Here is a 26,849-nt window from a genome sequence, read left to right on the forward strand (position 1 = left end):
GTTCATTGGTTCATTTAGCGTTTTGCATAGATACGTTGCCAAATGAACCTGTGAACCAATGAACTAATATCTACTTCTTTCCTACTGCCCAGAAAATAGCATTTTTAAAAAGTGTGGTGTAGTCTTTACTTTCGAATAAGATTGGAGAATGCCCCATAAAAATATACACATTCCTTGATGTATAAGCTGGGTTAGTCCATACCACCGGATGATCTCCCATCGTGATGCCGTCTTTAGGTTCATAAGTGCCTTCGTCTACAGAAGCAAGTACTTTTACATTTGGGCGTGGGCTTTTATCATAGGTGTACCACTCTTCTTTTTCTACCCAGAACGAAGGAGATACGCCTTTCATAATTGGATGTTTATGATCTTCTACGTTAACTTTTCCCTTAGCAAATTTAGCGATGTAATTTTTGAATTTAATTTGCCCCATAAATTTGTAGAACCATGGCCATAAACCATATCCATCAAATTCACCTAATAATGTAGCATGATGAAATCCAATCCATCCACCCTTACCATTATCTACATAGTTTTCAAAAGCTTTTACAGCTTTATCTTTCCATGCATACGGCGGATAATCCAATTGGATAAATAATTGATAGTTTGACAAAAATGCGCTGTCAATCTTATCTGTATTCTGAATATAATCGATTGCAAAATTGTTCTCTTCAGCTTGCTTGTTTAGCCACACAACCGCAGCTTTTGAATAGTCAAGATGGTGACCACCATTTTCATACAGTGCAATCACTTTAAATTTAGATACTTTTTGGGCTCTTAACGTACTTAAACTACAAAGAATAATAGCAATTAATAAGGTTATCTTTTTTATTGATGTAATGATGTTTTGCATTGTAAATTATTTAGTTCTATTCGTATTAGCTAAATCAAACCCTGTCAATGAATATTTAATGACCTTCATTTCGCCACTAGACATTCAAAGGCAGGGTTTATAGGATTGATATCATTTGTCATGAATTGCATCAGCATAAAAATAAGTTCATCTCTATATAAATGATTAAAAAAACATCCTTCCTCAAAAGTAATCTATACAAATCTTCATAAAAATTTTTACACTACTACATTAGCACTACCTACAACAAGTACTAGAAATTAGTTTGTAGTGGAGTTGTAGTGGTAATAAAATAGCAATTAAATAAAGTTTGGTTGATAATTGTAGACATAAAAATATAACCAAATTAAACCTCTTACACAACATATTCTTAACAGGATATGCTGTATGTAAAAAATTAAGTAGAACTAGCCATTTCATGGAGGATAACGTAAACACACGAAAGTTCTTGATTGCAACACACGGTACTCTTGCCTCTGGAGTAAAATCATCATTAGATATTATTACTGGAGCAAACGATAATCTATTTCTAATTCAGGCTTATCTAGAAGAAAATAAATCCTTAGAAGAAGAAATCTTAGCCATTCTTGAACAGGTTGACGACAATGAAGAGCTAATTGTTTTCTCTGACCTATTGGGTGGTAGTGTGACCAATCAAATTCTTCAATATGGTTTAAGACCAAACGTGCATATCGTTTCAGGCTTTAACCTAGCATTAGTAATTGAAATTCTTCTTGCTGATACTAAAATTGATATTGAACAAGTGATAAAGGAATCGATAGAAAACGCAAAGGAACAAATGGTATATGTAAACAAGCTTTTAACCACTCAACATAACAACAATGATTAAGTTAACCCGTATAGATGATAGACTTGTACATGGGCAGGTTGCTTTTACATGGACCCCTTCTCTTGGCATTGATTGCCTTCTTGTTGCAAACGATAAAGTTGCTAAGGATGAATTTCAGAAAATGACCCTCAACCTTGGTAAGCCTTCAGGAACTAAATTGCTGATTAAATCGGTAGCAGATGCAGCAACTTTCTTAAACGACGAGAGAAGTAAATCATTTAAAATTCTTGTATTAGTTAACAATGTAAAAGATGCCGCTACTCTAACAGAATTAGTGTCTGAAATCACTTCAATTAATCTGGGAGGTTTAAGAACTAAAGACGGTTCAAAGCTTATTTCGAAGGCTTTTGCTGTAAACGAGGAAGACATTTCGATTATTCGTGAGTTGATAGAAAAAGGAATTGAATTGGAAGTAAGACAAGTGCCTACAGACACTAAGCAACTAGTTAAAGAATTGATATAGCTATCCTATTCCTATAGAAAACAAATTATTTTACATAAACCAAAACTATATTGTCATTAGTATATCTGCTCATCGCACTCATTGCGATGTTTGGCCACTCAGAAGATTTTATGGGTACGACGTTACTCAGTCGACCGTTGGTATTAGGTCCGCTTGTTGGCTTGGTGCTTGGTGATGTAACTCAAGGCATCATTATCGGTGCAACCCTCGAACTCATTTTTATGGGAAATATTAAAGTGGGTGCTGCTATTCCTCCTGATGTGATTACTGGAGGCGTTCTTGGAACGGCGTTCGCTATTATATCTGGAAAAGGTCCTGCAATCGCATTGGCCATTGCTGTGCCTATTTCAATACTTGCAGAAATGGTTATCAGCGGTCTTTTTGTATTGCGCCCTATATTCAATAAAAAATTTAATCAATATGCAGAGGAAGGTAATTATAAGGGCATTCAGCAACTTCACATCTTCTCTGGTATCCTAAAACCCTTACTTATGGGCATTATTGTATTCCTTGCTTTACAGCTTGGTAGTACAGCCATGAAATCATTTTTAGATCTCATTCCTAATTGGGTTCAATCTGGATTACAGGTGGCAGGAAATATGCTTCCAGCACTAGGTTTTGCCTTGCTAATGAACTTAATGTTTAATAAAACTGTTGCTCCTTATTTCTTTTTAGGATTTATACTAGCCAGTTATTTAAAATTGCCAATGATAGCTATTGGTGGATTTGGTGTTATTATCGCATTAATTGTTACTCAAGTTAGTCCTAATCAAGAAATCAACGATGAGGATGATTTCGAAGCAGAAACAGCAGATTCGGAGACAGCAGCACTTCCAACTAATCTTAAGCTAAATAAAAAAGACATTAGGTCTTTGTTTTGGCGTTCAATGGCACTTGAGGCCAATTTCAACTTTGAAACTTGGCAAAATACAGGTTTCGCATTTGCGATGATTCCAGTACTAAAAAGGCTTTATACTACCAAACAAGCAATGGCAGTAGCCCTAAAAAGGCACCTGCAATTTTTCAATACTAGTCCATACGGCTCTACTTTAATTCTTGGAATCACAGCAGCTATGGAAGTCCAAAAAAGTGAGGATAAAGATTTTGATGTTGAATCTATCAATTCTGTAAAATTAGGGTTAATGGGACCATTAGCAGGAGTTTTCGATTCTTTATTCTGGGGAACGTTCAAAGTTATAGCAGCAGGAGTTGGTACTTCTTTAGCCATCAAAGGCAGCATTATGGGACCACTATTGTTCTTACTTATCTTTAACATTCCACACTTATCATTACGCTATAACCTAACTTTCATCGGTTATAAAGCAGGCACAACATTTCTTCAAAATTTGGCCAAAAACAATGTAATGGACAGGTTGACAAAAGGAGCTGCCATATTGGGGTTAATGGTTGTTGGTGCAATGCCAGCTACCTTAATGAATATTACTACTCCACTAATTATAGGTAGCAACAATGCAATTGGAGTACAGGGTGTTTTAGACCAGATTATGCCATCGATTATCCCTTTGGGGCTAACATTCTTGGTGTATCACTTTGTGAAAAAGAATGTAAAAACTACCTATTTATTACTAGGGCTACTAACGCTAGGGTTTGTAGGTAGCATTATCCACTTATTTGCTTAAAGAATAATGATTAACGGAATTGGCGTTTCACCTGGTATTTCTATAGGCAAAGCCTTTGTTATAAAAACCGCTCAGAATATAGCGAATGCTATTACATTAAGTAGTGAAGATGAGATTTTAGTTGAAATTAGCCGTTTTAATAGTGCAATTGAGCTTGCAATTCATGAAATTGAACAACTTAAGGTTGATAAAACATTAGCACTCCATAAAGAAGATTTTGAGATTCTAGAAACGCAAATAGCTTTAATCAGCGATCCACAAATCAAAGAAGATGTGGTGAAAAAGATTAGAGCAGAAAAAGTTACTGCAAATGATGCTTTATTACATGTAATTGAAGCAGTGGTACAACTGTTCGAAAAAATGGATAATGATTACATGCAAGCACGTTCAGCAGATGTGAAAGATATCGGTAATCGCATTTTCAAACACTTAAATAAGGATAAAGCAGCACTAAATACATATAAAACTAATACCATTATTATCGCCGAAGACCTTGCTCCTTCTCATACCATTACACTAGATATCGCCTATATAACTGGCTTTGCTACACAAGCAGGCAGCAAAACTTCACATACCGCCATTATCGCTAAATCGAAAGGAATTCCAGCAGTAATTAACTGCGGTGAACAGCTCCACAAAATCAAGGATAATGATGTAATTATTTTGGATGGAACAAAAGGGATTCTATACGTGAATCCTGATGAGAATACGCTTCATAAATATCAGGCATTAAAGACCGAATATCAAAACCAAACTGAGAAATTAAAGTTACTAAAAGAGCTGAAAGCAGTTACTACAGATGGCAAAAAGATAGTATTATCTGCCAATATTGCTAACGCTGAAGACTTGGAGTCAGCGTTCAACAGTGGTGCTGAAGGTTCAGGTTTATTCCGTACTGAAATGCTATTCATGGATCGCGACAGTTTCCCTGATGAAAATGAGCAGTTTGAATTTTATAAAGACGTAGCTTTAAATTCCAAAGGGAAACCAATAGTTATACGAACAATTGATATAGGAGGCGATAAACACTTGCCTTATTTTAATTTACCTGTAGAATTAAATCCATTTCTTGGTTACCGTGCCATCCGCATTTGCTTAGACAGAAAGGATTTGTTTATCATTCAGTTAAAAGCAATATTAAGGGCTTCTACACTTGGTGATCTTAAAATCATGTTTCCAATGGTCTCTAATAGAAAAGAAATTCGTGAGGCAAAAATGATCCTTGAAGAAGCAAAATCTATCCTAAGAGAAGAAAAATTACCTTTTAACGAGCACATCAAAGTAGGTATCATGATTGAGGTTCCATCGGCAGCAGTAACAGCTGATATCTTAGCTAAGGAAGTCGACTTTTTTAGCATAGGCACCAATGATCTTTGTCAATATACCTTAGCGGTCGACAGAATGAACGAGAAAATCACTCATTTGTACGATCCTTTTAATCCAGCTGTATTAAGGCTTATTCGGCATGTGATTGAGCAAGCTCGAAAGTACAAAATTCATGTTGGAATGTGTGGCGAACTCGCATCAGATCCTTTAGCTACACAATTATTAATGGGAATGGGACTGGAAGAATTTTCTATGAGTCCAGCCTCAATTCCCATGGTCAAAAAGATTATTCTTTCCAGCAGTATGGAACAAGCAAAAGAGCTTTGCAAATATGTGATGGAGATGGAGAGTTCAGAAGATATTACTACCTATTTAAAACAAACACTATGATAACGAAAGATTACATGATTACGGCTCCACAAGGGCTACATGCACGACCGGCTACAACTTTAATTAAATTGGCAAAGAACTATAAATCTACCATAAGCCTCATTAGAGGAGAAAAAACCGTTTTACTGAACAGCATGCTAAATATTCTCTCTTTGAATATAAAAGGCGGAGAAACCATTTCAATAAGCATTACAGGCGAAGATGAATTTGAAGCTTTAGCAAATATTGATCAGTTTTTTACACAAGAATTAAAAGACCTATAATACTTTACAGATGAAAATTACCATTACAAAAGACGAACAAGAATTTGATATTGTTTCGGCATGGCGCATTATCGCACAGATGCTAGAAAAGAAAAATTCTGTAATTGGCCTTTCAACAGGGCAAACAACCATTAATATGCACCGCATCGTCTCTGATATTTACACTAAATATCCATTTGATGTAGCTAATATTACTTTATTTAATGTAGATGAGCTAACCAATTTGGATCGTTCGTATGCAGGCAGCTGTTATACGATGATTTTAAATCAGATCGCTGGTCCTTTGGGTATCCCTGAAGAAAATTTCATTATGCCACCAACCCTATCGGACGACTTTGAAGCAGAGAGTTTATTGTTTGAAAAAAGACTTGCTGAGCGTGGTGGCGCAGATTTACAGATGCTTGGTTTGGGTAGCAATGGTCATATAGGCATTAATCAGCCTGGTACACCATTCGAAAGCGAGACTTGGGTATCACCAATGGATCCAGATTTTGAGGCCCGTGTACGTAGAGAAACTCAAGTGCCACCAGAGATTGTTTTAGGCGGTTTAACACGTGGTGTAAAAAATATCATGCATACGCGTAAGCTTATTCTTATCGCTAAAGGGGCACATAAAGCTGAAATCGTTAAACAAGCTATTTTAGGTCCAGTAACCACTGATATACCAGCTTCTGTAGTACAATTGCATCCTAATTGTGAGATTTTGCTAGATGCTGATGCAGGTGCGCTAATTGCAGATTATGCCAAAATAAGAGGATATAATTTTTAAATAATAAGGTAGCTCATTGAGGAATCCACCAATTACCAGAAGCTACAATCATGCAGAGCAAAGTAATCGAATCGCCAAAATAGCTATCATATTTATTAACGCCATTATCCCAGAGCTTATTAAGCCATTCTTGATTACGCTTGTCTGTCATTGCGCTTACCATAAACGGCGATTGAAACGTAAGGTCTTGGTAAGTTCTTCCAGTAAGAACAGCACCATCCAATTGATAACCTGAGTAAATTTTAGCAGGATCACCAGTCGATGCTTTTTGAATCCACGCATTCAATGCAGTAAGTTGTGCTAAGCCTCTTTTATCTCCAGTTGTGATGTAATCGGTCGCTAATCTCCAAGGGAAACGAGCAGAATTATAAGAATAAGATCCGTCAACTTTATCTTCAAGTAATTGACCAATAGCTGGAATAAATTGACCATCTTTTCTTTCAGAGAAATCGGGCATTAAACCTGTTGACGAACTGTAGTTGGCCAAAATATGTTGCGTAACCCTATATGTACTATCTATCACAGCATTCCATGCGTTGTTTCCTGTTGCTTTTTGATATGCTTTTAGGTGTTGAAGCATATAGTCGGATGGTCGTGTTCCATCATTTACTCGCGAACCTTCTTTAGTTGCCCAATCGCCCATTTTAAGGGTTTTGAATTTAGTGTGAACTACAGATTGCATAAGCGCATCGATCACCAATAGACCTTCAGCTTTGTAATTAATCTCGCCTTTGCTTCCCCATATTTTATCTGCCAGCAATAAAGCATAGGCAATATCCATATCACCATCCGTTGCAGCACTACCTCCAACAGAAACCACTTTACCATCTCGTATTCCTTGCTGCCAGCACATTAAATGTTTGTTCCCATTACTTGGATGAGCTTTAAAGAAACGGACCATGCCATCAAAATACAACTTGGCATCTTTATCGTACCAAGCCATATAGGCTATAGATACCATTCCATAGCCATGCGCTTCGGAAACAGTTACAGGCCCATTGCGCTGATACTTAATGTAATATTGTCCTTTTACACCAATATCCTCGGTGAGGTAATTCTTTTTCCAACGATCATATACCAATCCTAAATCAGAATTCAGTTGCGCTGGAGATTTATGATTAGGCATGATGGTACCAGCTGTATAAGCTGCTTTTATTGGTGTCCGTTGTTGAGCACTGCTGATGATCGGTAATAAAAGCGCCAATATCAGAAGCATCGTAAGTTTATTCATTTTCAAATACATTTCCCTTTTTATCTGTAGCTATTACCCAACGCAATGCAGCTATAATGAGCCTATTCTGCGTTGCATCTTTAAATATTTCTCCTCCATGTCCAAAATTCAAGTAGATCATTCGATAATTGGTATTTGTCCATACTACTGGTGTATCTCCTCCTGGAAGAATATCCTTTAAACCTAATGGATAATTATCTTTAGATAGAGATGCGAGCACTTTTACATCTTTATTTGCACGTGGACTCGGTTTCCATTGGTACCACTCATTGGCGGGAGCAATATACGTTTTAGGTAAGCCATTAGTAATTGGATGTTTGGTATCTTCTACCACCAGTTTTGCAGGCAGCGGTGGCCAACTATTTCTATCAAATATACCTCCACCCAGAAAATTCACAAACCAAGGCCATTTGGTTGTACGATCGTTGTAGGCAGCTACGTGAAAGCCCATACATCCACCTCCATTTTCCATATATTTTTCAAAAGCTTGCTTTTGCGCAGGGCTAGTTGGAAAATCGTTTAACATCATGATTAATTGGTAATCTTTCACCTTTTCATCATTCATGTCGTCCATATTGGTAGTAAGATCGAATACAAAACCTTTTCCTATGGTTAAATCTTTAAAAAATTTAATGGCATCATTTGCAAAATTCACATGTGCAGATTCTACTGTAGTACTGTAAAATGCCAATACTTTAAATCTTGGATATCGTTGTGCTTTTAAATTTGTACCAACTAAAATCATCAGCATAATGCTGAATATTAGTCTCTTGTTACACATTAATTTCATCATTTGTTTAGCTTATTATTAGTTAACAGACATTGCGGTTACTGCTTGCAAGAACCAGCCAGTGTGCGGAATCCATTGTTCGCTCCAACGCCATTCGTTTCCGTTATCACTTACTTTAAAGTCGATACCAGAACCATCTCCTTTTCCATCTTTCCCTGTGATGCCATTAGAAATCCCTCCCTTTCCCGTTCCATGACCATACATTGAACTCATGTATGGCACATTGTTTTGGCCATAGCCATACATCATACACATATTGTAGGGGTTACAACCTAAAACCCATGATATCAGGTGGTCTGCAAAGTGGGAAAGTTCAGGTTTTACACCATAAGCACCGTTTCCAGGATATACCAAACGTCCACCAACAATTGCTGCGGTTGCCAAAGAACCCAATCTTGCATCTTCGCCCTGCCACCACCAGCCACTTTCATTTTCATGTGGAATGAAAAAACCGTTTTTCACTTTTCCTTTAAACAAAAAACTCTGTCTTGCATAACCAAAAGGATTAGTTGTTTCTTTGGTAATTCGAAGATTATAATCTAATGCCGTTTTAATGGTTAATAAAGCATTTTTTCTGAATACTGGATTTTTTTCCACATCAAGATACCTTGCCAGCGCAATAATAGGTAGACCTGCATCGGCTGCATGCCAAAACGGACGACCAGCATCATTTGCCAAAAAGTATCCGGCTGGAGCAAGTCGTTTATGTAAGTTCTCAGAGCGAATTCGGGCTTCTTTTCTATAAATTTCTTTACCTGTAGTTTTCCAGAGTTCAGTAGCGGCCATTAAGGCACAATAATCGTCTATAATGTTATTTTTATGATCATCAGCATACTTTAAGCTAAACTTTTGCAAATGGGCGAAAGCACGTTCTGCTGCATTTAAATATTCTTTCGAACTAAAGTCGCCATTTATATTCCAGCGAGAGATACGTGCCAGTGCTGCAACCGCCACACCTCCACCTTCACGATAAGCACACTGGTAATCATCTGTTGTTTTACTATCCGCTAACAATCCCACCACCCTTCTCGTCGATGGATCTTTATCAAAATAACTAAAAACAGTCATGTAAAAATAACCTTCAGGGTCAAGTGATCTCATCAGGTAATCTGCTCCATAAATAGCCTCTGCAGTAAGCGCTTGCTTACTTCCAACATTTTCTAACAAAGCAGGTAGCGTTTCTACTGTGTTAATCATAGACCATGTAACCATAGGAGTTTGCTGAGGCAACATTACGTTGGTGTAAGCTAAATGCGAGAAGTACTTGCTCACATCACCTGAAGCATCGCACCAACCGCCTGTTAAATTCACAGTACGGGTACTACCATGTAAACGTATGGCTTTATCAGCTTTTAGTTCTTCGGGAGAATTTGCTCGTTGATGCTGGAAAAAACCTACAATTGCTGGAATAGAAATCTTCCCAATTAAAGCCTCTCCTATTTGAAAAGGATAGGAGTCGATGGTTTCTCCATTCATAATCATGCGAATTTTGTATGTTCCATTTTTAGAGAATTCAGAGAAAACTATAGGGCTATAATATTCCGTTCCCCAGCTTATTACACGTTGAGCTGTCTTAACTTTTCCTGAAAATACTGACAATCCTGTTGCCGTATTTAACAGTTGAAAACTAATATCATTAGGTAAAGGCTGCGTACTTTTTACCATCGCTTGTTTTGTGCCCTTTTGATTATAAGCTACTTGGTTCACCAATAGTTGAATTTCATTTTTAAAAGGGCTGCTCGCTCTAGCAAATGAGAAATTCGTCAACAGCACGCATACCAAAATCATGATGATGTTATTCTTCATATTATTATAAAAATTGTAGCTTAAAACCTTATTTATTAACTCCAGCATATACTGCTTTTCTCAATACCCCATCCTCTGTATCACCAGAATAATCCCAATACATAGCGCCTAGCATTCCACGATTAAGCAAGTACGCACACTTAATTTGTATGGATTCTGGATTTTCGTACGTACATACAAATTCTCCTTTATCGTTTTCCAAATAAGGTACTTTCGCTACGGTATCCCATTGGTTTTTATAACCGCTTAGTTTAATCACTTCTTTATAATCAATAAAATTAGCTATCCCACTTTTGCCATGCCCATAAAATGGAATACCTAACACTAATTTTTGTATAGGCATACCTGCAGTTACATGTGCTGTCACTGCTTCATCTACACTGATCCATCCTGTATATTTTGAGCGATATAGACCAGCATGGTGCGTTGGCGGATTCCCCATATCGTAAGTCATGATGTTTACAAAGTTGACTATGGGTTCAATAGCTTTGAAATCAATGTATTTTGCATCGGCACATGAGGCAAGGGTTAACAGTTTATCGTTTCCAATTTTGCTTCTGATGGCCTTCATTAGCAAGGTATAATTTTGTGTATCATTTGGCGAAGCAGATATATTAGCGGCCTTGCTAGTGGGATATTCCCAATCAATATCAATCCCATCTAAATTGAATTCTTTTATGATGCGTAAGCAATCTTCTGCAAATTTACTTCTGGTGGTATCTGATGCAGCCATTTCGCTAAATTTTCCACTTCCCCATCCTCCTATAGAAATTAGAACTTTCAAATTTGGATGAGCATTCTTTAAGGCAGTCAACTTTCTAAGTCTTTCGGGATTATCAACACGAACTCCATTAAAACTGGCATTCACATGGCCAAAAGCATAATTAAGGTGTGTAATATAGGTTGGATCAGGAATTACGTTGGTCCAAGAGGTTACATAAGCTACTACAATCTTCTTTGATAATTGCGGTTGTTGAGTGTTGTTGGCAACAAAGCTTTGGAAAAAAGGAAGTATACTTATGCATAGCATAAATCCTAAAAATTTTATCGTTCTCATCAGCTGGTCATGGTGCTTTGTTTTCATTGATATCAATTTATTTAGTTTGGTTTATTTCGTTAAAGAGCGCTTTAAAACAATTCACTTCGCTATTTTCAGAAGTGCCTTTCTGTCCATAAAATTCCGCAAGAAAGGAATCAGCTCCCGACCAAATTGTTTGCATCATACCTTCATATCGGGGTTTTAAGGTGGAAGTTGCCGCTTTTTTAAAATTAATCATATCTCTAGTTTGTGCGACCGCATTATTTACGTTTTTCCACGGACAGGTAATTACAGATAAACCTTTCATTGCAAAGTAAACAGCGGTTTGATCTGGTCTTTCATAATGCCAATCGCAAATCATCACGTTCTTATTAATCAAATCTATGGCTTGATGTGTATTGTTCATACTAGCTTCCCAAGCACCAATACCAGTGGTTTTACCATCAATTAAGCGATCGCCCCAAATCCAAAGTTGTCTTTTGGTTAACGCTAAGTGATTACTGATTTTGTTCACTTCGTTCGCATAAAGTTCTGCTTTATTTAACCCTGAACATCTTGGACACTTGTCATCTCCAATGTAAAATACTTCGTCCATTCCGGCATGGAAAGCATCTGCTTCAAAAGCATCACAAATTTCATCAACTAAGTCAAAAACTACTTTATGTACATCTGGGTGTAATGGACAATAACTTTTACAATACAAACCATCTGCATTTGGCCATTCATACTTTTCAGGCATTTTTACATGTGGTGTTTCATCAAATTCTGGATACACTTTTAATAGCTTCCCTACAGTACTTGCCCATGACTGATGCCCTAGAAGGTTAATTTGAGGAATAATGCGGATTTGGTTTCGTTTACATGCTGCAACTATTTTTTTAACATCTTGGTTGGTTAAAGCACCACCATCTATTAATTCTGGATGGCTTTTAAACTGATAGTTAAAATCAATACGCAGTACCAAGGTGTTCACTTTTCTTGGCGCTAATTCTTCTTCAATAAATTTAATAAACGTATTTAATTGCTTAGCACTTGGTGCAGCAATACAAAATCCACGAGTTTGAAATACGTCTTGTGCCTTCAATTGCACCAGTACACTACACAAAAACAAAAATGAAATGATTACTTTCTTCATAGTTGGGTTCATTGATTAATTAATTGATTCATTAGTCATTGAATATACCCACAATGAACTAACGAACCAATTAACTTATTTTTTATTAAAATGCCAGTGACTTCATTCTTGTCCCTGAAATTTTAAGGTAGTTATTTGTCGTAGTTGTTCCTATCAATGTTGCCACAAAACCAAAGGAAACTTGTGTGGGTTGGTTTATGGTGAAGTTAATGGTAATTGTATAGGCAACCCCGGTTGCAGATGGTTTAATTTGCACAAAAGATGCATCATCTGTATTGCTTAAGGTAGATAAACTAGTCTTAGCACCTAATACCTCCACATTTGGAATTTGTGAACCCACACTTGCTACAAAATAAGACAATGAGGATGCAGAAGCAAGACTTGCATTCCCTACTCTTGCTTCTATGCTGTATTCACCTGCTGGTAATAATTGCGTTTGGTAAATTTTACCATTAGTAATGGTATTTAATGCAGGTGTAGTCACATTCTTTCCAGCTTCCATTGACATAGATCCGAAATTGGTGACATTTTCTGCGGTTCTCTGTACATAGGTACCATACGTATCAAAACCAGTCCCCCAGTTATTGGCTTGCGCATTTGAGGTCCACGAGGCTAATCGTCTCCAAGTAGCAGTGTTACCAGAAACTACAGCACCTTGACTTGTACTTACAGGTTGGAATTGGGTACCTGTTGCACTTCCAGGAGCCATTTTACCAGGATTAGCAATAAAACTTGCCGTTACGTCTGTTCTAGCATTAATACCAGTTCGATAAGCGGTATAAAATGTATCGATTGCCATTGTATCCGGCAAGTAAACAGTTCTATAATCAAATGTACTGCGGTATTTATAATCCAATAGTGTAGCTGTTGCAGCGCTAACTGGTTTTTTTGTTCTAATTGTTGCACCAGCAGTATTAATGTACGAAAGATCCATGTATTGAGCACCACTTGTTTTATCAAGTCCACCCCATGTAATGGTAGTGGTTGTGCCTTCTAAAGAGATATCTGCCGTAGGCATATTGATTAAAGATGCGGCATAATTATCGCCATACACTTTTACACCGCTTTTTACCACTGGGATAGAAGGATTGCCTTCTTTATCGTAGGTAATGATCTCGAAATTATAGCTTCCTTCAAATAGATTATTTACATACGTTTTTAAGGTATCTACAGCTAGTTTACGTGTAACAGGTACAATCAAAGAATCCTGTCTGCTATTCCAATATATTTTACATTTCGTAACCTTTCTATCCGAAATAAATAAACCTTGAACGAGTACACGGTTTCTGCCCGAACGTATTTTTAGAGAGTCGACCTTACCTGTATAAGATATTTCACCACCCTCACTGTATTGTTTAAAATCATCCATTTTAGTACAGGATGTAAGTGCTGCTATCCCTATTGTTAAGAGAAACAGCACTAGTTTTATGTTAAGCATCTTTTTCATTGTATAATCATGTTTTAAATGGTAATGAAATTTATTTAGGGTTACCATATGCCTGAACTTCAGAGATCATTAAGAAATTTGTTCCTTGCCAGTTATTGATACATTTTATCCTCACGTAACGTAGCTTAGGTACATTAATATCAAGATCGTAGCTTAAACCAGCCGCAGCAGTTGCCTGATCTTCATCACTTACTTCTCCATAAGGTAAACCAGAAGGTTTCACTGAAGTGTACGTTCCTAATTTGTACCAGCTATCGTATGAACCATCTGGATTAGGATTTGCAGAACCCCATATTTCGAAGTTTTTCATGTTTCCACGGTAATAATAGGTTTTTCTTCCACTTATGGTTTCAGGATAATCCCAAATTACCAATCGACTAAGCTGAGCCAATTGCCCTAAATCAAACGTAATAGAGTGTGGTCCTTGGTCTGTGATTGTTGGCGGTGTATAAGCAACACTAGGGAAGGTTACGGTTTGACCATCCCACATTGCTTTTACCCCAGTAGGATCTGTTCCGTTATTAGAGAAATTTGCACGTTGATCTCCTGGCCAAATTACAGGTTGCATTTCTTTGTACAATGATTTAGCTAATGGCAATTCAAATAATGGTTTAACCGTTGTAAACAAGGTATCGGTTTGGTTTAAGAATCGATCACGAATGACTACCGCTATTTTTGTTGGAATGGTATCTAAACCACGGATATTTTTGGTAATGTCTATTGTTGAGGTGTAAATTCCATCAAACGCAACCCAACCTTTATACCCTTGTAACCGCATAGGAATGATAGAAAGATTAGCTCTCGCCTCGTTTTTTAAGGAAATGTTAATCCCACCAAAAGCAGGTACCACTTTCATGGTTCTATATGCAATTTGAATGGCATTTTCTAAAGGTTTCACCTTTACCGTTACTGGTGCTGAAGGGACCTCACTTTTATTTACTACACGCAAAGTCACATCATGTACTTCTGTGTCGCCAAAACCATCTACAACCATCTGACTGGTATAAAAAGATGCTCTTACTTCTCTTTTTGCGCCCGACAACAAGGTATATTCTGCTTTTACATATGCTACATCTTCATCTGTTGGTAAGGTATAGGTCAGTGTAGCTTGTCCGGATTGGTTAGTTACGTTTACATTGGTTACTTGACCTGGTGGGTTTGTATTATTTCCCAAGGGGCCAATAATATCTTCCTGACATCCACTCAACACGGTAAGGAGCGGTAGTGCCATGACTAAAATTGATTTAATTAATTTCATCTGTTTATAAGTTTATTTTTTTAAGGGTCAGATGTTCCTTACCACAACCAAATAATCGTATCTTTTTGTTTTTTAATGATTATTTAGTTGTGGTCGGTTCATTTCTTAAGTTTTAAAATAATTACCATCCTGGATTTTGAACTAAATTTGTATTTACCCTAAAGGCTCCCGATTGTATTGGCCATAAGTAATCTCTTGGCGCAATAAATGTTTGGTTATAGATCACTCTAGTTTGGTAATACCCAACTGGAGAAACTTGACTAATCGTCCAACCTGAAATAGGGGCATTTAATTCTGATGCAGCAGTTTTCCATCTGCGTAAATCCCAGAAACGACTTCCTTCAAATGCTAATTCAATTCCTCTTTCACGTCTGATCAATTGTCTTACATACGCTTGATCGTTTAATTTTGCTGCGCCATTATCTACATAGGCATTCCACGAATCTTTCACCCCTAATAATCCAGCTCTTGTTCTAATCAGATCTAAATATTTATAGATGTCGTCATTTGTAGGACCAGTGGCTTCATTTAAAGCCTCAGCGTACATTAAATACAAATCAGCAAGTCTAATTTCAGGCCAATCGTATTGTTTTACAGTATTGGCAGTAGCCGAATTCACCAAGTTTACTTCCACTAGCTTTTTGATAAAATAGCCAGTTTCATTATAATATCCTTCTGCTCCGCTATTACCTGGTTGGCTATATTTAGCTTGCATGTAAAAAGTACCCTCATCTCCAACACCTGGGTTATTTGCAATCATATACCACGTACCGCCATCAAATCCAAGATCTGCATAAAAGCGTGGTTCGCGATCGAAGTTTACACGTGCAGTTTGGTAACCTTCGTTTATGGCAAAACGTTCATCACGAGTAGACGTTCTCAAATCGTTTTTCGTTGTAAAATTTAAGGTCTTATCTTCATCCATAGGTACTCCGTTTTTCGTATAAAACAGATTTGCAATCTTCATGGGAGCCGCCAATTGAGCGTTAGAATTGTTAGGCGTAAAACTAGAGGTAAGACAACCCATTGCTACACGTTGCAATTGACCTGCATAACTGTTTGATAATCCCCACACTCGTTCACTATTCCAACGTTCTGAGATGACATTTCTTAAGGTCATTTGTTGGTTGGTAAAAGGAGAAAGAACGCCATTTGGAACTGCAGTATATAATTTTATGCCTGCTAGTTCACTTACATCAATAGCGGCCTTTGCAGCTTGAGCAGCTCTATCCCATTTTGCTTTATCAAAAGTGGTTTTTACTAATGGTGTTCCATCTTTATTGACTAAACGGCCATAATCTGAATTTCCATTAAACAATGGACTTGCAGCAAGGAGCAATAGTTTAGCTTTAATTGCCAATGCAATAGGCTGAGTCATTCTACCCAGTTCATTGGTTCTATCGCTAATGGTAACTGGTAGCGCAGTAACTGATTTATCAATTAGTGAAACCACATAATTTACACAATCATCAAAAGGAGCTCTCGTCACCATCATTTCTGATGTTGGCGCATCGATATCAATATTCTTATCTACAATAGGTACTGGTCCATACATTCGTAGTAGTTCGAAGTTGTAATACGCTTTTAAGATATTCACCTCTGCAAGCCAGCGAGCTCTTAAATCTGTGGTTAAATCAAATACTTTATTTTCATCGCTCACATTTTCAAGGAATATATTACACTGTCTTATCGCTTGGTATCTACTTACCCATACCCCAGAAATTGGGTTGGCTGAGTTTTGACGTCCCAATGCGATATCCCAGTTCATCAATCCACCTCCGGTATCAAATGTGCCCCTTCTACTATTCGGGATCCACATCTCATCACCTGCAAGAAATGCAGGGTTCCCCATCGGATCACCATTTCTTGGTAAATACGAGTAACAGGTAAATAAAAACTTTTCAGCTTCATTTTTACTTGTAAATGCATTATCTATAGTTGGTACGTTATCTGGAACTACATCCAGAAATTTTTTGCAGGAAGAAACGGTAAATAGTAGTAAAACTAATACTGGCCATATCTTTCTTAATTGCATTATATTTTTCATTTATTTCTTTATTAAATGATGAACTAGATTAAAATCCTAAATTAACTCCCAGGTTATATACACGTTGAAGTGGGTAGTCTAACCCATTTCCACGTACTTCTGGATCCCACAAATCGAACTTGCTCATTACAAAAAGATTTCTCGCACTTGCGTAAATACGGAAGTTAGCTAAGCCTAATTTTTGTCTAAACTTTGCAGTTGGTGTATAGCCAATTTCTACCTGTTGCAAGCGTAAAAATGCGCCATTGCGTAACCACCAGCTAGAATTCACATAATTGTTTGGTGTTGGTGTGCTACTTAAACGTGGGAAAAAGGCATACGAGTTACGACTATCTTCAGACCAGTGATTGTCTGCAACCGCTTGTAAAAGGCCAGTTTGATAGCCGGCAATTTGCTGGAATGGTGCAATACCGCTTTTACTCAAGTCATCCAGGTTAAACCCACCACTATTCACAAAAAATGCAACACGAGCATTCCCTTGCATTTGGGCACTGATGTCGAAATTTTTATACGAACCAGAGAAACCAAAACCATAAGTAATTTCTGGTGTACTCGGTAATCCCATAAACACTCTGTCATCTGCATTGATAATTCCATCGCGGTTAACATCTCGGTATTTGATGTCTCCACCTCTTACTGGTGTATTTCCTGCTAATGCAACTTGACTTGGTGAATTGGCTACTTCAATATCATCGGTAAATAAACGCTCGGCAATATAGCCCATCATCTCGCCCGAAGAATGTCCTACACGGTATAGGTTCTTTAAACTTCCTGGATAAGTAGGTTCATCGTATTTTACGATTTTATTAGTGGCGTACGTAAATGTACCTCTAATCTAAATCCATCCATTTTTAAATGATTTGCTGTAATCGGTCTGAAAATCTACCCCTTTACTGTCTGAAATCCCCACATTGGCACTCGCATCAGCAAGTAATCCCATTGTGGTAGGAATACCACTTCTTTGCTGTAAAATGTTTGACGTGCGTTTTTTGTACGCATCGATAGTTATGTTAACCGAATGGAATAGCGAAAGATCCATTCCTAGATTGAGTTGTTTCGATTCTTCCCATGTAATTGCAGGGTTAGCATATCTAGATATGGTAATTCCATTCCTAGAATAAGCCGTTGCTGGGTCTTCACCAAAAGTAGCTCCTGGGCCACTCGTCAAATTTACGTTTGAGAGGTAAAAGAATCGATCTGCATCTGCACCTATCTGGTCATTTCCATTTAATCCATACGATGCTCTGAATTTCAGTAAACTTAATACCTTACTTAAAGGTTGGAAAAACTTCTCATTCGACAACACATAACCAATACCTGCTGAAGGGAAAAATCCGAAACGATTTTTCTCAGCAAATCTTTCCGTTCCGTTGTAACCGAAGTTAAATTCAGCTAAGTATCTATCGTCATATCCATAGGTAAACCTTCCCGATACACCAACATTACGTTTTGGAAGTGAATTTTGTAAGCTACCTGCATTACCAGAAAGAGAATTACGTAGAATTCCAACCAACATACCACTAACCGAATTCTTTTTAAAGGTTTGGGCATAATTTATGGCTGTTTCTGTATAGAGTGTTGCTTTGATATCTTTACTACCTTCAGCATAACTTAAATAGTCGCTACCTACAGTACCCACATTTAAAGGTCCACCATTATTAATTTCTGTTAAGGTAATATCCTTTCCATCGATAGAGTTGGCGCTGTAGTAAAATGGATTATACGCTCTTGAAACTGCATAACTACTGTTACGTTGCACATACCCCATAAACCGTGCTCTTAATCCTGGAATGAGCACCTTTAAATCTTGGTTCACTTCTATTTGTGGTTGCAAGTTTGAGGTATTAGACTGACGATAGCCTCGTACCAAATCTGCATAAGGGTTTACGTAAAGCCCTCCGCCAGTAATAGATCCTGGTACAGATTGTACCACAGCATTACCAAATAAAACGTGTTTTATTTTAGGCGCATAGTCTGAAGGATACTTCATTGGGAAGTTTACTGGATTGGCAAACATGGCTCGTTGAAAAACATCTTTACCAGATCCAAGGGGCCCATTGTAATCATCAAACTGTCCGTATACTCTAATATCTGCTCTAGTAGTTGGGGTTAGATTTAAGGTAACGTTAGATCGGATGGAATAATTAATGAGCTTCACATTACTATTGAAGTTGTTCAATTTATCTACATTATAAATCCCATTATCTATGTTGAATGTTCCTGCAACATAATAATTGGCTTTATCTGCACCACCTGTTACACTCATGTTAAATCGTTGATTATAGGTATAATCTTTTATCACTTGTTTAATCCAGTCGTTATCTGGGTATAAATAAGGATTTGCTGTGCCCGATGCAGTACGGTCTATTTTTGTTTGTGAATAAGGCAATGGATTTAACGGATTTCTTGTTAAAGCCGCCTCATTAGCCATTAACATATAGGTAATGTTATCTGCGTAGTTCAGGTTTTCGGTATTACCAGATATGGTATTGTCTGTACGGAAAGCAAATTTTGTTTTTCCAGGCTCACCTTCTTTTGTTTTAATGAGGATTACACCATTTGCACCACGTGCGCCATATACCGCAGCTGCTGTGGCATCTTTTAATACCGAGAAACTTGCGATATCATCTGGCTGTAAGCGAGCAAGATCATTTTGAGTTGATTCGATCCCATCTATCAAAATTAAAGGATCAACTTTTCCCGCTCCAAATGATCCAAGTCCCCTAATAAAGAAAGAGGCATTATCCGCACCAGGTTCTCCCCCCGCTTTGGTATCCAATTACCCCTGCAAGTCGTCCTGCCAACATTTGTGTCAAGTTACTGGTAGGTCCTTTCAGGTCTTTCGGGTTAATGGTGGTTACTGCACTCACCATACTTATTTTCTTTTGCGTACCAAAACCAACAATAGCCACCTCATTCAGTGTATTCTCATCTGATTTTAACGTCACATTTAAGAAGTACTCTCCCGTGGCTGTTGGTTTAAAGTTTTGGATATCGAATTTTTGTGCGATAAATCCTACAAATGAAATGGTAAGTGTTCCTTTCTTAGGCACATCGATTTTAAAATTTCCATCGCCATCTGTTGATGTTCCTAGTTTTGTGCCTTCAACAGCAATGTTTACACCTGGTAAACCGCCTACGGTATCTTTTACTATACCTCGTACTTTGATTACATCTTGTGCCATGCCACGTTGTGTTGCAAATAGCAATAATAGAAGTACAAAGGAAATGCGTACTGTGCTTAACAGTCGTTTTTTGGGCGCCTTTACCATGGTTTTATCGTTAATTTAGTGAGCGCCTCTGATTGTAAATTATAGTATAATTTAAACTTCATAATAATTTAGAAAATGCTTTTAAGAGTTATTATTGATTAAATTTTAGGTCATAGTTCTCCATTGGCGAATTCATTCATTCACCTTAAATGGACTACACATACGAACTTGTGGATTAGAAGAGAATTGGTCTAAGTTTTTTCATTTACGTTTGGTTTAAGTTGGTTTGATTGGTTAATTAGTTTGTTATCTATAAGATGATTGTTCTATCGTCATCTAATTTTTAGTAGGGAGACTGGTGGGAAGTTTTTAAACACCGAGCGGTGCTACCCATATAAGCGTGTTCTTCATCGTTATGTATTTGGTTAGCGTTTGATTTAATACGATAAAACTATTCGAATGAAATGATAATAGCAAGGGTTGTGGGTTTCAAGGGATTGGTAAACAATAAGTTACAAAAAACACTGATACGCTTTAATCGCAACAGTTCTTCTCCATTTTATTTGTTTTTACTACGTTGAGGGTACATTCTAATTTTTACCTTGATACGCTATGAAAACACTAAAAACTGAAGTTTGTAGAGGCAATGAGGGGCTGACTTTTAATTTCTATTTTGGTAGTGAGCGCCTGTAAAGGTCACTTGATCTGAGATTTAGAAAGCGATCTTTCAGGTTTTTATTCGTTTATTAGGTAAAATAACCCATACTTCTTCATCTTCTAATGCTGTTAATTACCAGTCCAGAAAACCATATCCTCCTTGAAGTGTTTCCTTAGAAAAGGAACGTAAAATATACAGTCCGATGTAACCAAAACTAATTCGTCATGGAAAACCAAAAAGAGCAACCTAATGAACGCAAAGCAGAAAGCGGTAGAAATGTACATTTACAAACCGAGCATACTGCTCATGCAAAAGATAAGTTAAAACATCGTTCAGATGATGCTGGGTATACTGAACAAGAAAATCAGTTTGCAGATGGAAAGGGGACGCAGTTAAACGAAGAGATGGATTCGCAGCACGACCAAACCCAAGCGACAGATGAGGTTAAAGAATAGATTTTCCTAGTTCGTGTTCGGAAATCAACTCTCCGATTTGCGTTGCAAAATCATCACCCATGTCATTCGTCGACTTCCATTCCATGCCTAAGGTGCCTGGCTCTGGATATACTGTTCCGAGCTGATCTTCTCCCTCCATTACCTGAAAAGATCCATCTTGCTGAGGGTGGATGGTGTATGTAATATCCAATACTTGTATGTCAAAATCTTCCATGTTTGTTTATTTCATCAACAGTATTGGGTTGATTTTGTTTTTCTAATATTCTAAATTTCTTGCTTACTGCTTCCTTCGTGCTCGTCATCCTGAGCGTAGCCGAAGGATTTTTCTTTTAGCTTACCTCCATTAGGCTTGTTCTTTATTCTTCCTGTTCCCCTCCATGCTCGTCATCCTGAGCGTAGCCGAAGGATCTTTCTTTTAGCTCGCCGCCGCTAGGTGAATGGCTTCGAAGATGGTTGATAATTATATTGATCGTCATGCTCAGCTTGACTGGGCATCATAATACATTGGAAGGTTTTCATCGTTTTATTATTCCCAACGATTAATGCACTGGCTTGCCTTGGTTCGCCGCCACCGAGGGCTCTAAACTTTTTCTTGATAAAAAGTTTAACAAAAATCAAGTCAGGAACGATGCTTCCACCCACAAGGCTTACGCATTGCCCGCCGTTCCTGTCTGCCCTACGCTCTCAGTAAGTGTAGGTTTGACTTGTGATTTAGGAAAGGTTGTAGTGTGGTTATCTAGTTCTTTATTCATCCTGCTTCATCCATGCTCGTCATCCTGAGCGTAGCCGAAGGATCTTTCTTTTAGCTCGCCGCCGCTAAGGCTCTCCCATAATTCTACTTCACTTTGGCTACGAAATACCCCGATTTCACTACACCGGTGGGCTTAAAACTGATGAACTTTGACTATATCAAAATTTAATCAATAATAAAATGAAACAGTCAAAAACACCCATCATCAGCTTTAGTCCAGTTATATTACCGGTTCCTGGACGTCACGTCGACCTTGAAATAAAAGTTTCTGCTCCTGCAAGCGGAGATAACCTACCTGTCATTCTTCTTTCGCATGGACATGGTGCCTCCAACTTCCTTTCTTCATACAGAGGATATGGCCCTATCGTAGACTTTTTTGCAGCAGCAGGATTTGTAGTTATTCAACCTACGCATCAAAATTCTAAAGCACTCGGGCTTTCTTCATCCCTTCCTGAAGCACCCCTTTTCTGGAGCTCAAGGCCCGCAGACATGAAATTTATTCTAGATCATCTGGACGAAGTTATTTCTACAGTACCAGGGTTAACCGGTAGAGTTAATAAAACAGAAATTGCTGCTATCGGCCATTCTTTAGGCGGCCATACTATTGCAATGCTTGCTGGCATGGAAGTGACAGACCCCTCAACAGGAAAAATTGTAAATGTAACAGAACCACGAATAAAAGCCCCAGTAATGATAGGTTTACCTGGCGGTCCTGATGGATTGAACGGAGCGGTCAGAGATCATTATCCTGTAATGGCAGGCTCTAATTTTAGCACTATGGTTTTACCAGGGCTCATTGTAAACGGTGACAAAGACAAAAACCTCATGTTCTCTGATCTGGACAATTGGCGTGCCGATGCTTATTACCTAAGTCCAGGCCCAAAAGATTTGCTAACCGTATTTGGCGCTGAACACATCTTTGGTGGCATTTCAGGTTATGATGCCCTTGAGACAAGTGATGAAGATCCAGAACGTGTTGCATTTGTATGTCAAACCATTCTTGCGTATATTCGGAGTACATTCGATCCTTCCGATTTAAGTTGGGAACAAGCAAAGGAAAACCTTAATGGCGTACAGGATGCTTTAGGCAGCATTGAAAGCAAATTATAACAGACAATATGAAAGATGAACTATCTAAACATAGATTCGATTCTTTATCAAGGTTGCATAAGGTGCTGGATATGCCTGCACCTATGCACCCATTAGTAACTTTAATAAACAATGCCACAGGATCCATTCCGTTAGAAAGGCTTCCCAGTCCGCATATCTTAAATTTTTACAAAATCTCTTATAAGGTGAACTTTAAGGGAAAGTTTAAATACGGGCAGCATTACTACGATTTCGACGAGGGAGGAATGTTTTTTGTTTCACCAAATCAGATTACAGGAGCCCACGAAACCCTCAGTGATCAATCTGGTTATACTTTACTTTTTCACCCTGATTTTTTACTTGGTTACGAACTTGCTAAGAAAATAAAAGCGTATGGTTTCTTTTCTTATTCCACTCATGAAGCGTTGCATTTATCCGAAAAAGAAAAATCTACAATCATTGCTGTTTTTAAAAGTATTGAAGAAGAACTGGAAAACAGAATTGATAATTTTAGTCAGGACGTCGTTATTTCTCAGATTGAATTACTGCTGAATTACGCCAATCGATTTTACAACCGACAATTTATCACCCGTAAAGCGGTAAGTAGCGATTTACTTCAAAGGGTAGAAGAAATCTTGCACACTTATTTCCTGTTACCACACAAGCAAGGGCTTCCAACTGTCCAATTTCTTTCTACGCAATTAAATGTCAGTGCTAGTTATTTAAGTGATATGCTACGCTCACTTACAGGGCAAAACGCACAACAGCATATCCACAACCACCTAATTGAAAAAGCAAAGGAGCAGTTATCAATAACTCAGGCTTCCATAAGCGAGATAGCCTATGGATTAGGATTTGAACATCCGCAATCCTTTAGTAAACTGTTTAAGCTCAAAACCAGCATCTCGCCCTTGGATTTCAGACGTTCTTTCAATTAACACTATTCGGGCACAATACACGAATTATAGCTCATAGCATTTATGCAGTGTTTATACTTTGTAGCGTTTTTTAACTTAGATTCGTATAGGTAGAAAAACCAAAACATGAAAAACTTACTATTCACTGGTGCACTACTTTGTGCTTTATTACTGAATGCCTGCAAAAAAGATGACCAAACTACAGGCGAAATCTACGGAAAATGGATATTGACTGAACAATATGCAGACCCTGGAGACGGCAGCGGGACCTATCAAAAGGTAAAAGAATTTAAAACTATAACCTTCCTTCCTACTGGAGAAACGATGGGTGACGTTTTTGAGCCGCTTACACGCTTTAAGGTTTTGGACAGTGTGCGTGTGGAAATCACCACCAAAAATGTTAACCAGCCTCTTATTTATCAGTATAAAGTTACTGCCAAGCAATTGATACTTAATCCGCCATGTATTGAAGGTTGTGGATTAAAGTTTAAGAGAGTTAAATAGTGCCGTGGGTATTTGATAGCTTGATGCTACCTTATAATCCAAGCTATTATCTCCATCCCAACCCTGGGGCAACGTGCTCCAAAATGGATGAAAGTACATGTACATTGTAATCCACTCCTAGTGTATTTGGAATGGTTAATAGCAATGTATCCGCTTCCTGTATCGCCTCATCCCCTGCTAGTTCTTTAATGAGCTGATCAGGTTCTGCCGCATAACCCCTTCCGAAAACTGCCCTTTGAGTAGGTTCGATATATCCAAAACTGTCTGCTCCTTTTCCCTGTCCTCCAAAATAATACCTATCCTGATCGTTCATGATTGCAAAGATCGATCTGCTCACGGAAACCCTCGGCTCTCGTTCGTGTCCAGCGTTTTTCCAAGCTTCCTTATATAACCTAATCTGCTCCGCCTGCTGGATATGAAAAGGTTTGCCATTTTCATCAAACTTTAGTGTTGAGCTTTGCAAAAACATACCATTTTCCGCCGCCCAAATTGCTGTCGCATTGGAAGCAGCTCCCCACCAGATGCGCTCCCTAAGCCCTTGCGAATAAGGTTCGAAGTCTCAAGAGGCCGGGTGGATTTGGAAACATTGGATTAGGATTTGGCTGAGCAAAGCCTTCGCCCTTCAAGCGTTCCAAAAATTCCATTGCTTTTTGTCTTCCCATGTCCGCGTCACTTTCTCCGTCGTTTAGCTCATAACCAAAATATCTCCAGCCATCAATCACCTGCTCGGGCGAACCGCGACTAATGCCAAGTTGCAGCCTACCCCCAGCAATCAAATCGGCTGCTCCAGCATCTTCTACCATATACAGCGGATTTTCATAGCGCATATCGATTACTCCAGTGCCAATCTCGATCTTGGTTGTCTTTGCCCCGATTGCCGACAACAACGGAAAGGGCGAGGCTAATTGCTTTGCAAAATGGTGTACTCGGAAATAAGCACCATCTAGGCCAATCTCTTCTGCGGCAACCGCAAGATCAATGGATTGCAAAAGCGTATCACTAGCAGTTCTTGCTTGATATGAGGGATGGTCTGACCAATGACCGAACGATAGAAATCCTATTTTTTTCATGTTTAAGATTAAACTCAAATATAACCATCAGAGAAGTCTATTCTGGTCAGAAGATGGTCAAAACAAATGCATTGGCATACTCAATGATCTGATAAAAAACAACGTATTGAGTTTCGCCTAAGGTTTAAAATAAACGTGCAGGTAAACGTATACATTACCTATGCAAATAGAAAGATAAAAAACCAGCCTGTGTAAACAATTTCTCATTCGTGCTGTTAACTAAACCAATTACAAAACAATCACACCTTAATAACAAACCTATGGCCCATTTAGAAGTAGAACCAAAACCGAAACGTCCCTGGTGGATATGGCTACTGACTTTCCTTGTACTCATCCTGCTTTCTGTGCTGCTACTCAGAAAATGCGATCCAGAAAAATCAAATGCGGAGAGTGTAACTAAAGATTCCACCACAGCAATTGCCACAACTGGCCCCGATTGGAAAGCCGTAGACTTTGCTGCAGCTACCATGACCGATGCTGATATAGCTGACAGCGACATACAAACTCGCTCCAATGGAACCTACACCATTTACTCCCTTGGTGAGAATATTCTTTTCCCAACAGATGGAAATGAGGTATCTGAGGCAGGAAAAACGAAATTGAAAATCATTAGCGATGTACTCAACAACAGATTTAAAGAGGCGACTATAGGCGTGTTTGGCGCAACTGATTCTACAGGACCTGCCGATGAGAAGTCAAGAATTGGGTAAACAGCGAGCTGAAGCAGTAAAGCAATGGCTTACCTCTCCTGGAAATGTACCAGCAACAACTATTTCCGTTCAATCTGTTGGCGAAACACAGCCAGTAGCTACAAACGAAACTAGTCAAGGAAGGAAACAAAATCGTAATGTATCGATTGTTGTCTTCCCAAAACAATAATAAATTT

The 26,849-nt window shown here is 38.2% G+C and carries 25 protein-coding genes and 1 pseudogene; 12 read left to right on the top strand and 14 right to left on the bottom strand.

What is annotated here, in order from left to right:
* Positions 1-70: 70 nt before the first annotated feature.
* Positions 71-853, bottom strand: a complete 783-nt coding sequence (locus ACHMWN_RS14625; protein ID WP_397302527.1) for a ThuA domain-containing protein — start codon at positions 851-853, stop codon at positions 71-73.
* 418 nt (positions 854-1,271) lie between these two features.
* Between ACHMWN_RS14625 and ACHMWN_RS14630 the strand changes: the two genes are divergently transcribed.
* Genes ACHMWN_RS14630 through ACHMWN_RS14655 form a run of 6 tightly spaced genes read left to right on the top strand, consistent with a single transcriptional unit; the run spans position 1,272 to position 6,554 of the window.
* Entirely contained in the window at positions 1,272-1,703 is a 432-nt protein-coding gene (locus ACHMWN_RS14630) for a PTS sugar transporter subunit IIA (protein ID WP_397302529.1), read from the top strand.
* Complete coding sequence (locus tag ACHMWN_RS14635) at positions 1,696-2,166, top strand: PTS sugar transporter subunit IIB (protein ID WP_397302532.1); 471 nt, start codon at positions 1,696-1,698, stop codon at positions 2,164-2,166. Before ACHMWN_RS14630 ends, ACHMWN_RS14635 begins: the two co-directional genes overlap by 8 nt.
* A 50-nt stretch (positions 2,167-2,216) precedes the next feature.
* Positions 2,217-3,806 (top strand): PTS system mannose/fructose/sorbose family transporter subunit IID, encoded by a 1,590-nt coding sequence (locus ACHMWN_RS14640; RefSeq protein ID WP_397302533.1) that lies wholly within the window; start codon positions 2,217-2,219, stop codon positions 3,804-3,806.
* Between the two features lie 6 nt (positions 3,807-3,812).
* The gene (ptsP, locus tag ACHMWN_RS14645; protein ID WP_397302536.1) at positions 3,813-5,522 is read left to right on the top strand and encodes a phosphoenolpyruvate--protein phosphotransferase; all 1,710 of its coding nucleotides are present in this window, start codon (positions 3,813-3,815) and stop codon (positions 5,520-5,522) included.
* On the top strand, positions 5,519-5,785 hold the full coding sequence (locus ACHMWN_RS14650; protein ID WP_397302539.1) for an HPr family phosphocarrier protein: 267 nt from the start codon (positions 5,519-5,521) through the stop codon (positions 5,783-5,785). The genes ptsP and ACHMWN_RS14650 overlap by 4 nt, the downstream gene beginning before the upstream one ends.
* Before the next feature lie 10 nt (positions 5,786-5,795).
* Positions 5,796-6,554 (top strand): 6-phosphogluconolactonase, encoded by a 759-nt coding sequence (locus ACHMWN_RS14655; RefSeq protein ID WP_397302542.1) that lies wholly within the window; start codon positions 5,796-5,798, stop codon positions 6,552-6,554.
* Positions 6,555-6,567: 13 nt separating this feature from the next.
* On the opposite strand, the gene ACHMWN_RS14660 is transcribed toward ACHMWN_RS14655, so the two are convergent.
* From ACHMWN_RS14660 to ACHMWN_RS14710, 11 genes are all read right to left on the bottom strand, one after another.
* Complete coding sequence (locus ACHMWN_RS14660) at positions 6,568-7,785, bottom strand: glycosyl hydrolase family 8 (protein ID WP_397302544.1); 1,218 nt, start codon at positions 7,783-7,785, stop codon at positions 6,568-6,570.
* Positions 7,778-8,536 carry a ThuA domain-containing protein gene (locus ACHMWN_RS14665; protein WP_397302547.1) on the bottom strand — a complete coding sequence of 253 codons (759 nt, stop codon included), beginning with the start codon at positions 8,534-8,536 and terminating at the stop codon, positions 7,778-7,780. Before ACHMWN_RS14665 ends, ACHMWN_RS14660 begins: the two co-directional genes overlap by 8 nt.
* A 57-nt stretch (positions 8,537-8,593) precedes the next feature.
* Positions 8,594-10,381, bottom strand: coding sequence for a glycoside hydrolase family 9 protein (locus ACHMWN_RS14670; RefSeq protein WP_397302549.1), 1,788 nt, complete (start codon positions 10,379-10,381; stop codon positions 8,594-8,596).
* Between the two features lie 28 nt (positions 10,382-10,409).
* Positions 10,410-11,465 carry a glycoside hydrolase family 18 protein gene (locus ACHMWN_RS14675; RefSeq protein ID WP_397302550.1) on the bottom strand — a complete coding sequence of 352 codons (1,056 nt, stop codon included), beginning with the start codon at positions 11,463-11,465 and terminating at the stop codon, positions 10,410-10,412.
* Positions 11,466-11,475: 10 nt separating this feature from the next.
* Positions 11,476-12,555, bottom strand: a complete 1,080-nt coding sequence (locus tag ACHMWN_RS14680; protein ID WP_397302552.1) for a family 20 glycosylhydrolase — start codon at positions 12,553-12,555, stop codon at positions 11,476-11,478.
* 85 nt (positions 12,556-12,640) lie between these two features.
* Complete coding sequence (locus tag ACHMWN_RS14685; RefSeq protein WP_397302554.1) at positions 12,641-14,002, bottom strand: DUF4998 domain-containing protein; 1,362 nt, start codon at positions 14,000-14,002, stop codon at positions 12,641-12,643.
* 31 nt (positions 14,003-14,033) lie between these two features.
* On the bottom strand, positions 14,034-15,233 hold the full coding sequence (locus ACHMWN_RS14690; RefSeq protein ID WP_397302557.1) for a DUF5000 domain-containing lipoprotein: 1,200 nt from the start codon (positions 15,231-15,233) through the stop codon (positions 14,034-14,036).
* Positions 15,234-15,381: 148 nt separating this feature from the next.
* Positions 15,382-17,307: a RagB/SusD family nutrient uptake outer membrane protein gene (locus ACHMWN_RS14695; RefSeq protein ID WP_397302560.1), complete on the bottom strand. Its 1,926-nt coding sequence runs from the start codon at positions 17,305-17,307 to the stop codon at positions 15,382-15,384.
* Between the two features lie 28 nt (positions 17,308-17,335).
* Positions 17,336-18,034: a hypothetical protein gene (locus ACHMWN_RS14700; RefSeq protein ID WP_397302562.1), complete on the bottom strand. Its 699-nt coding sequence runs from the start codon at positions 18,032-18,034 to the stop codon at positions 17,336-17,338.
* 108 nt (positions 18,035-18,142) lie between these two features.
* Complete coding sequence (locus tag ACHMWN_RS14705) at positions 18,143-20,086, bottom strand: SusC/RagA family TonB-linked outer membrane protein (protein WP_397302565.1); 1,944 nt, start codon at positions 20,084-20,086, stop codon at positions 18,143-18,145.
* On the bottom strand, positions 20,049-20,579 hold the full coding sequence (locus ACHMWN_RS14710; protein ID WP_397302567.1) for a carboxypeptidase-like regulatory domain-containing protein: 531 nt from the start codon (positions 20,577-20,579) through the stop codon (positions 20,049-20,051). The genes ACHMWN_RS14705 and ACHMWN_RS14710 overlap by 38 nt, the downstream gene beginning before the upstream one ends.
* A gap of 822 nt (positions 20,580-21,401) precedes the next feature.
* Between ACHMWN_RS14710 and ACHMWN_RS14715 the strand changes: the two genes are divergently transcribed.
* On the top strand, positions 21,402-21,632 hold the full coding sequence (locus tag ACHMWN_RS14715) for a hypothetical protein (RefSeq protein ID WP_397302568.1): 231 nt from the start codon (positions 21,402-21,404) through the stop codon (positions 21,630-21,632).
* Here the strand turns inward: ACHMWN_RS14715 and ACHMWN_RS14720 are convergent.
* Entirely contained in the window at positions 21,622-21,846 is a 225-nt protein-coding gene (locus ACHMWN_RS14720; RefSeq protein WP_397302571.1) for a hypothetical protein, read from the bottom strand. The two genes, ACHMWN_RS14715 and ACHMWN_RS14720, sit on opposite strands and share 11 nt — an antisense overlap.
* 717 nt (positions 21,847-22,563) lie before the next feature.
* Between ACHMWN_RS14720 and ACHMWN_RS14725 the strand changes: the two genes are divergently transcribed.
* The 3 genes from ACHMWN_RS14725 to ACHMWN_RS14735 all read left to right on the top strand — a co-directional run bounded on the left by ACHMWN_RS14725 (position 22,564) and on the right by ACHMWN_RS14735 (position 24,893).
* Entirely contained in the window at positions 22,564-23,493 is a 930-nt protein-coding gene (locus tag ACHMWN_RS14725) for an alpha/beta hydrolase family protein (RefSeq protein WP_397302573.1), read from the top strand.
* A gap of 8 nt (positions 23,494-23,501) precedes the next feature.
* The gene (locus tag ACHMWN_RS14730) at positions 23,502-24,410 is read left to right on the top strand and encodes a helix-turn-helix domain-containing protein (RefSeq protein WP_397302574.1); all 909 of its coding nucleotides are present in this window, start codon (positions 23,502-23,504) and stop codon (positions 24,408-24,410) included.
* 105 nt (positions 24,411-24,515) lie between these two features.
* Positions 24,516-24,893, top strand: a complete 378-nt coding sequence (locus ACHMWN_RS14735) for a hypothetical protein (RefSeq protein ID WP_397302576.1) — start codon at positions 24,516-24,518, stop codon at positions 24,891-24,893.
* Between the two features lie 46 nt (positions 24,894-24,939).
* On the opposite strand, the pseudogene ACHMWN_RS14740 reads toward ACHMWN_RS14735, so the two are convergent.
* A pseudogene (locus tag ACHMWN_RS14740) lies at positions 24,940-25,963 on the bottom strand (LLM class flavin-dependent oxidoreductase).
* 344 nt (positions 25,964-26,307) lie between these two features.
* Here ACHMWN_RS14740 and ACHMWN_RS14745 point away from each other — a divergent pair.
* Positions 26,308-26,673, top strand: a complete 366-nt coding sequence (locus ACHMWN_RS14745; RefSeq protein WP_397302578.1) for a hypothetical protein — start codon at positions 26,308-26,310, stop codon at positions 26,671-26,673.
* Positions 26,651-26,842: an OmpA family protein gene (locus ACHMWN_RS14750; protein ID WP_397302580.1), complete on the top strand. Its 192-nt coding sequence runs from the start codon at positions 26,651-26,653 to the stop codon at positions 26,840-26,842. Before ACHMWN_RS14745 ends, ACHMWN_RS14750 begins: the two co-directional genes overlap by 23 nt.
* Positions 26,843-26,849: the final 7 nt, after the last annotated feature.

The organism is Pedobacter sp. UC225_61, assembly GCF_044452285.1.
Classification (GTDB): Bacteria; Bacteroidota; Bacteroidia; order Sphingobacteriales; family Sphingobacteriaceae; genus Pedobacter.

Coding starts and splice junctions, on each gene's coding strand:
- ACHMWN_RS14730 (WP_397302574.1), top strand. CDS start 23,502: ATGAAAGATGAACTATCTAAACATAGATTCGATTCTTTATCAAGGTTG.
- ACHMWN_RS14625 (WP_397302527.1), bottom strand. CDS start 853: ATGCAAAACATCATTACATCAATAAAAAAGATAACCTTATTAATTGCT.
- ACHMWN_RS14735 (WP_397302576.1), top strand. CDS start 24,516: ATGAAAAACTTACTATTCACTGGTGCACTACTTTGTGCTTTATTACTG.
- ACHMWN_RS14665 (WP_397302547.1), bottom strand. CDS start 8,536: ATGCTGATGATTTTAGTTGGTACAAATTTAAAAGCACAACGATATCCA.
- ACHMWN_RS14725 (WP_397302573.1), top strand. CDS start 22,564: ATGAAACAGTCAAAAACACCCATCATCAGCTTTAGTCCAGTTATATTA.
- ACHMWN_RS14650 (WP_397302539.1), top strand. CDS start 5,519: ATGATAACGAAAGATTACATGATTACGGCTCCACAAGGGCTACATGCA.
- ACHMWN_RS14750 (WP_397302580.1), top strand. CDS start 26,651: ATGAGAAGTCAAGAATTGGGTAAACAGCGAGCTGAAGCAGTAAAGCAA.
- ACHMWN_RS14680 (WP_397302552.1), bottom strand. CDS start 12,555: ATGAAGAAAGTAATCATTTCATTTTTGTTTTTGTGTAGTGTACTGGTG.
- ptsP (WP_397302536.1), top strand. CDS start 3,813: ATGATTAACGGAATTGGCGTTTCACCTGGTATTTCTATAGGCAAAGCC.
- ACHMWN_RS14690 (WP_397302557.1), bottom strand. CDS start 15,233: ATGGCACTACCGCTCCTTACCGTGTTGAGTGGATGTCAGGAAGATATT.
- ACHMWN_RS14720 (WP_397302571.1), bottom strand. CDS start 21,846: ATGGAAGATTTTGACATACAAGTATTGGATATTACATACACCATCCAC.
- ACHMWN_RS14685 (WP_397302554.1), bottom strand. CDS start 14,002: ATGAAAAAGATGCTTAACATAAAACTAGTGCTGTTTCTCTTAACAATA.
- ACHMWN_RS14715 (WP_397302568.1), top strand. CDS start 21,402: ATGGAAAACCAAAAAGAGCAACCTAATGAACGCAAAGCAGAAAGCGGT.
- ACHMWN_RS14670 (WP_397302549.1), bottom strand. CDS start 10,381: ATGAAGAATAACATCATCATGATTTTGGTATGCGTGCTGTTGACGAAT.
- ACHMWN_RS14660 (WP_397302544.1), bottom strand. CDS start 7,785: ATGAATAAACTTACGATGCTTCTGATATTGGCGCTTTTATTACCGATC.
- ACHMWN_RS14655 (WP_397302542.1), top strand. CDS start 5,796: ATGAAAATTACCATTACAAAAGACGAACAAGAATTTGATATTGTTTCG.
- ACHMWN_RS14675 (WP_397302550.1), bottom strand. CDS start 11,465: ATGAAAACAAAGCACCATGACCAGCTGATGAGAACGATAAAATTTTTA.
- ACHMWN_RS14630 (WP_397302529.1), top strand. CDS start 1,272: ATGGAGGATAACGTAAACACACGAAAGTTCTTGATTGCAACACACGGT.
- ACHMWN_RS14710 (WP_397302567.1), bottom strand. CDS start 20,579: ATGGTAAAGGCGCCCAAAAAACGACTGTTAAGCACAGTACGCATTTCC.
- ACHMWN_RS14700 (WP_397302562.1), bottom strand. CDS start 18,034: ATGATGGGCTATATTGCCGAGCGTTTATTTACCGATGATATTGAAGTA.
- ACHMWN_RS14635 (WP_397302532.1), top strand. CDS start 1,696: ATGATTAAGTTAACCCGTATAGATGATAGACTTGTACATGGGCAGGTT.
- ACHMWN_RS14695 (WP_397302560.1), bottom strand. CDS start 17,307: ATGAAAAATATAATGCAATTAAGAAAGATATGGCCAGTATTAGTTTTA.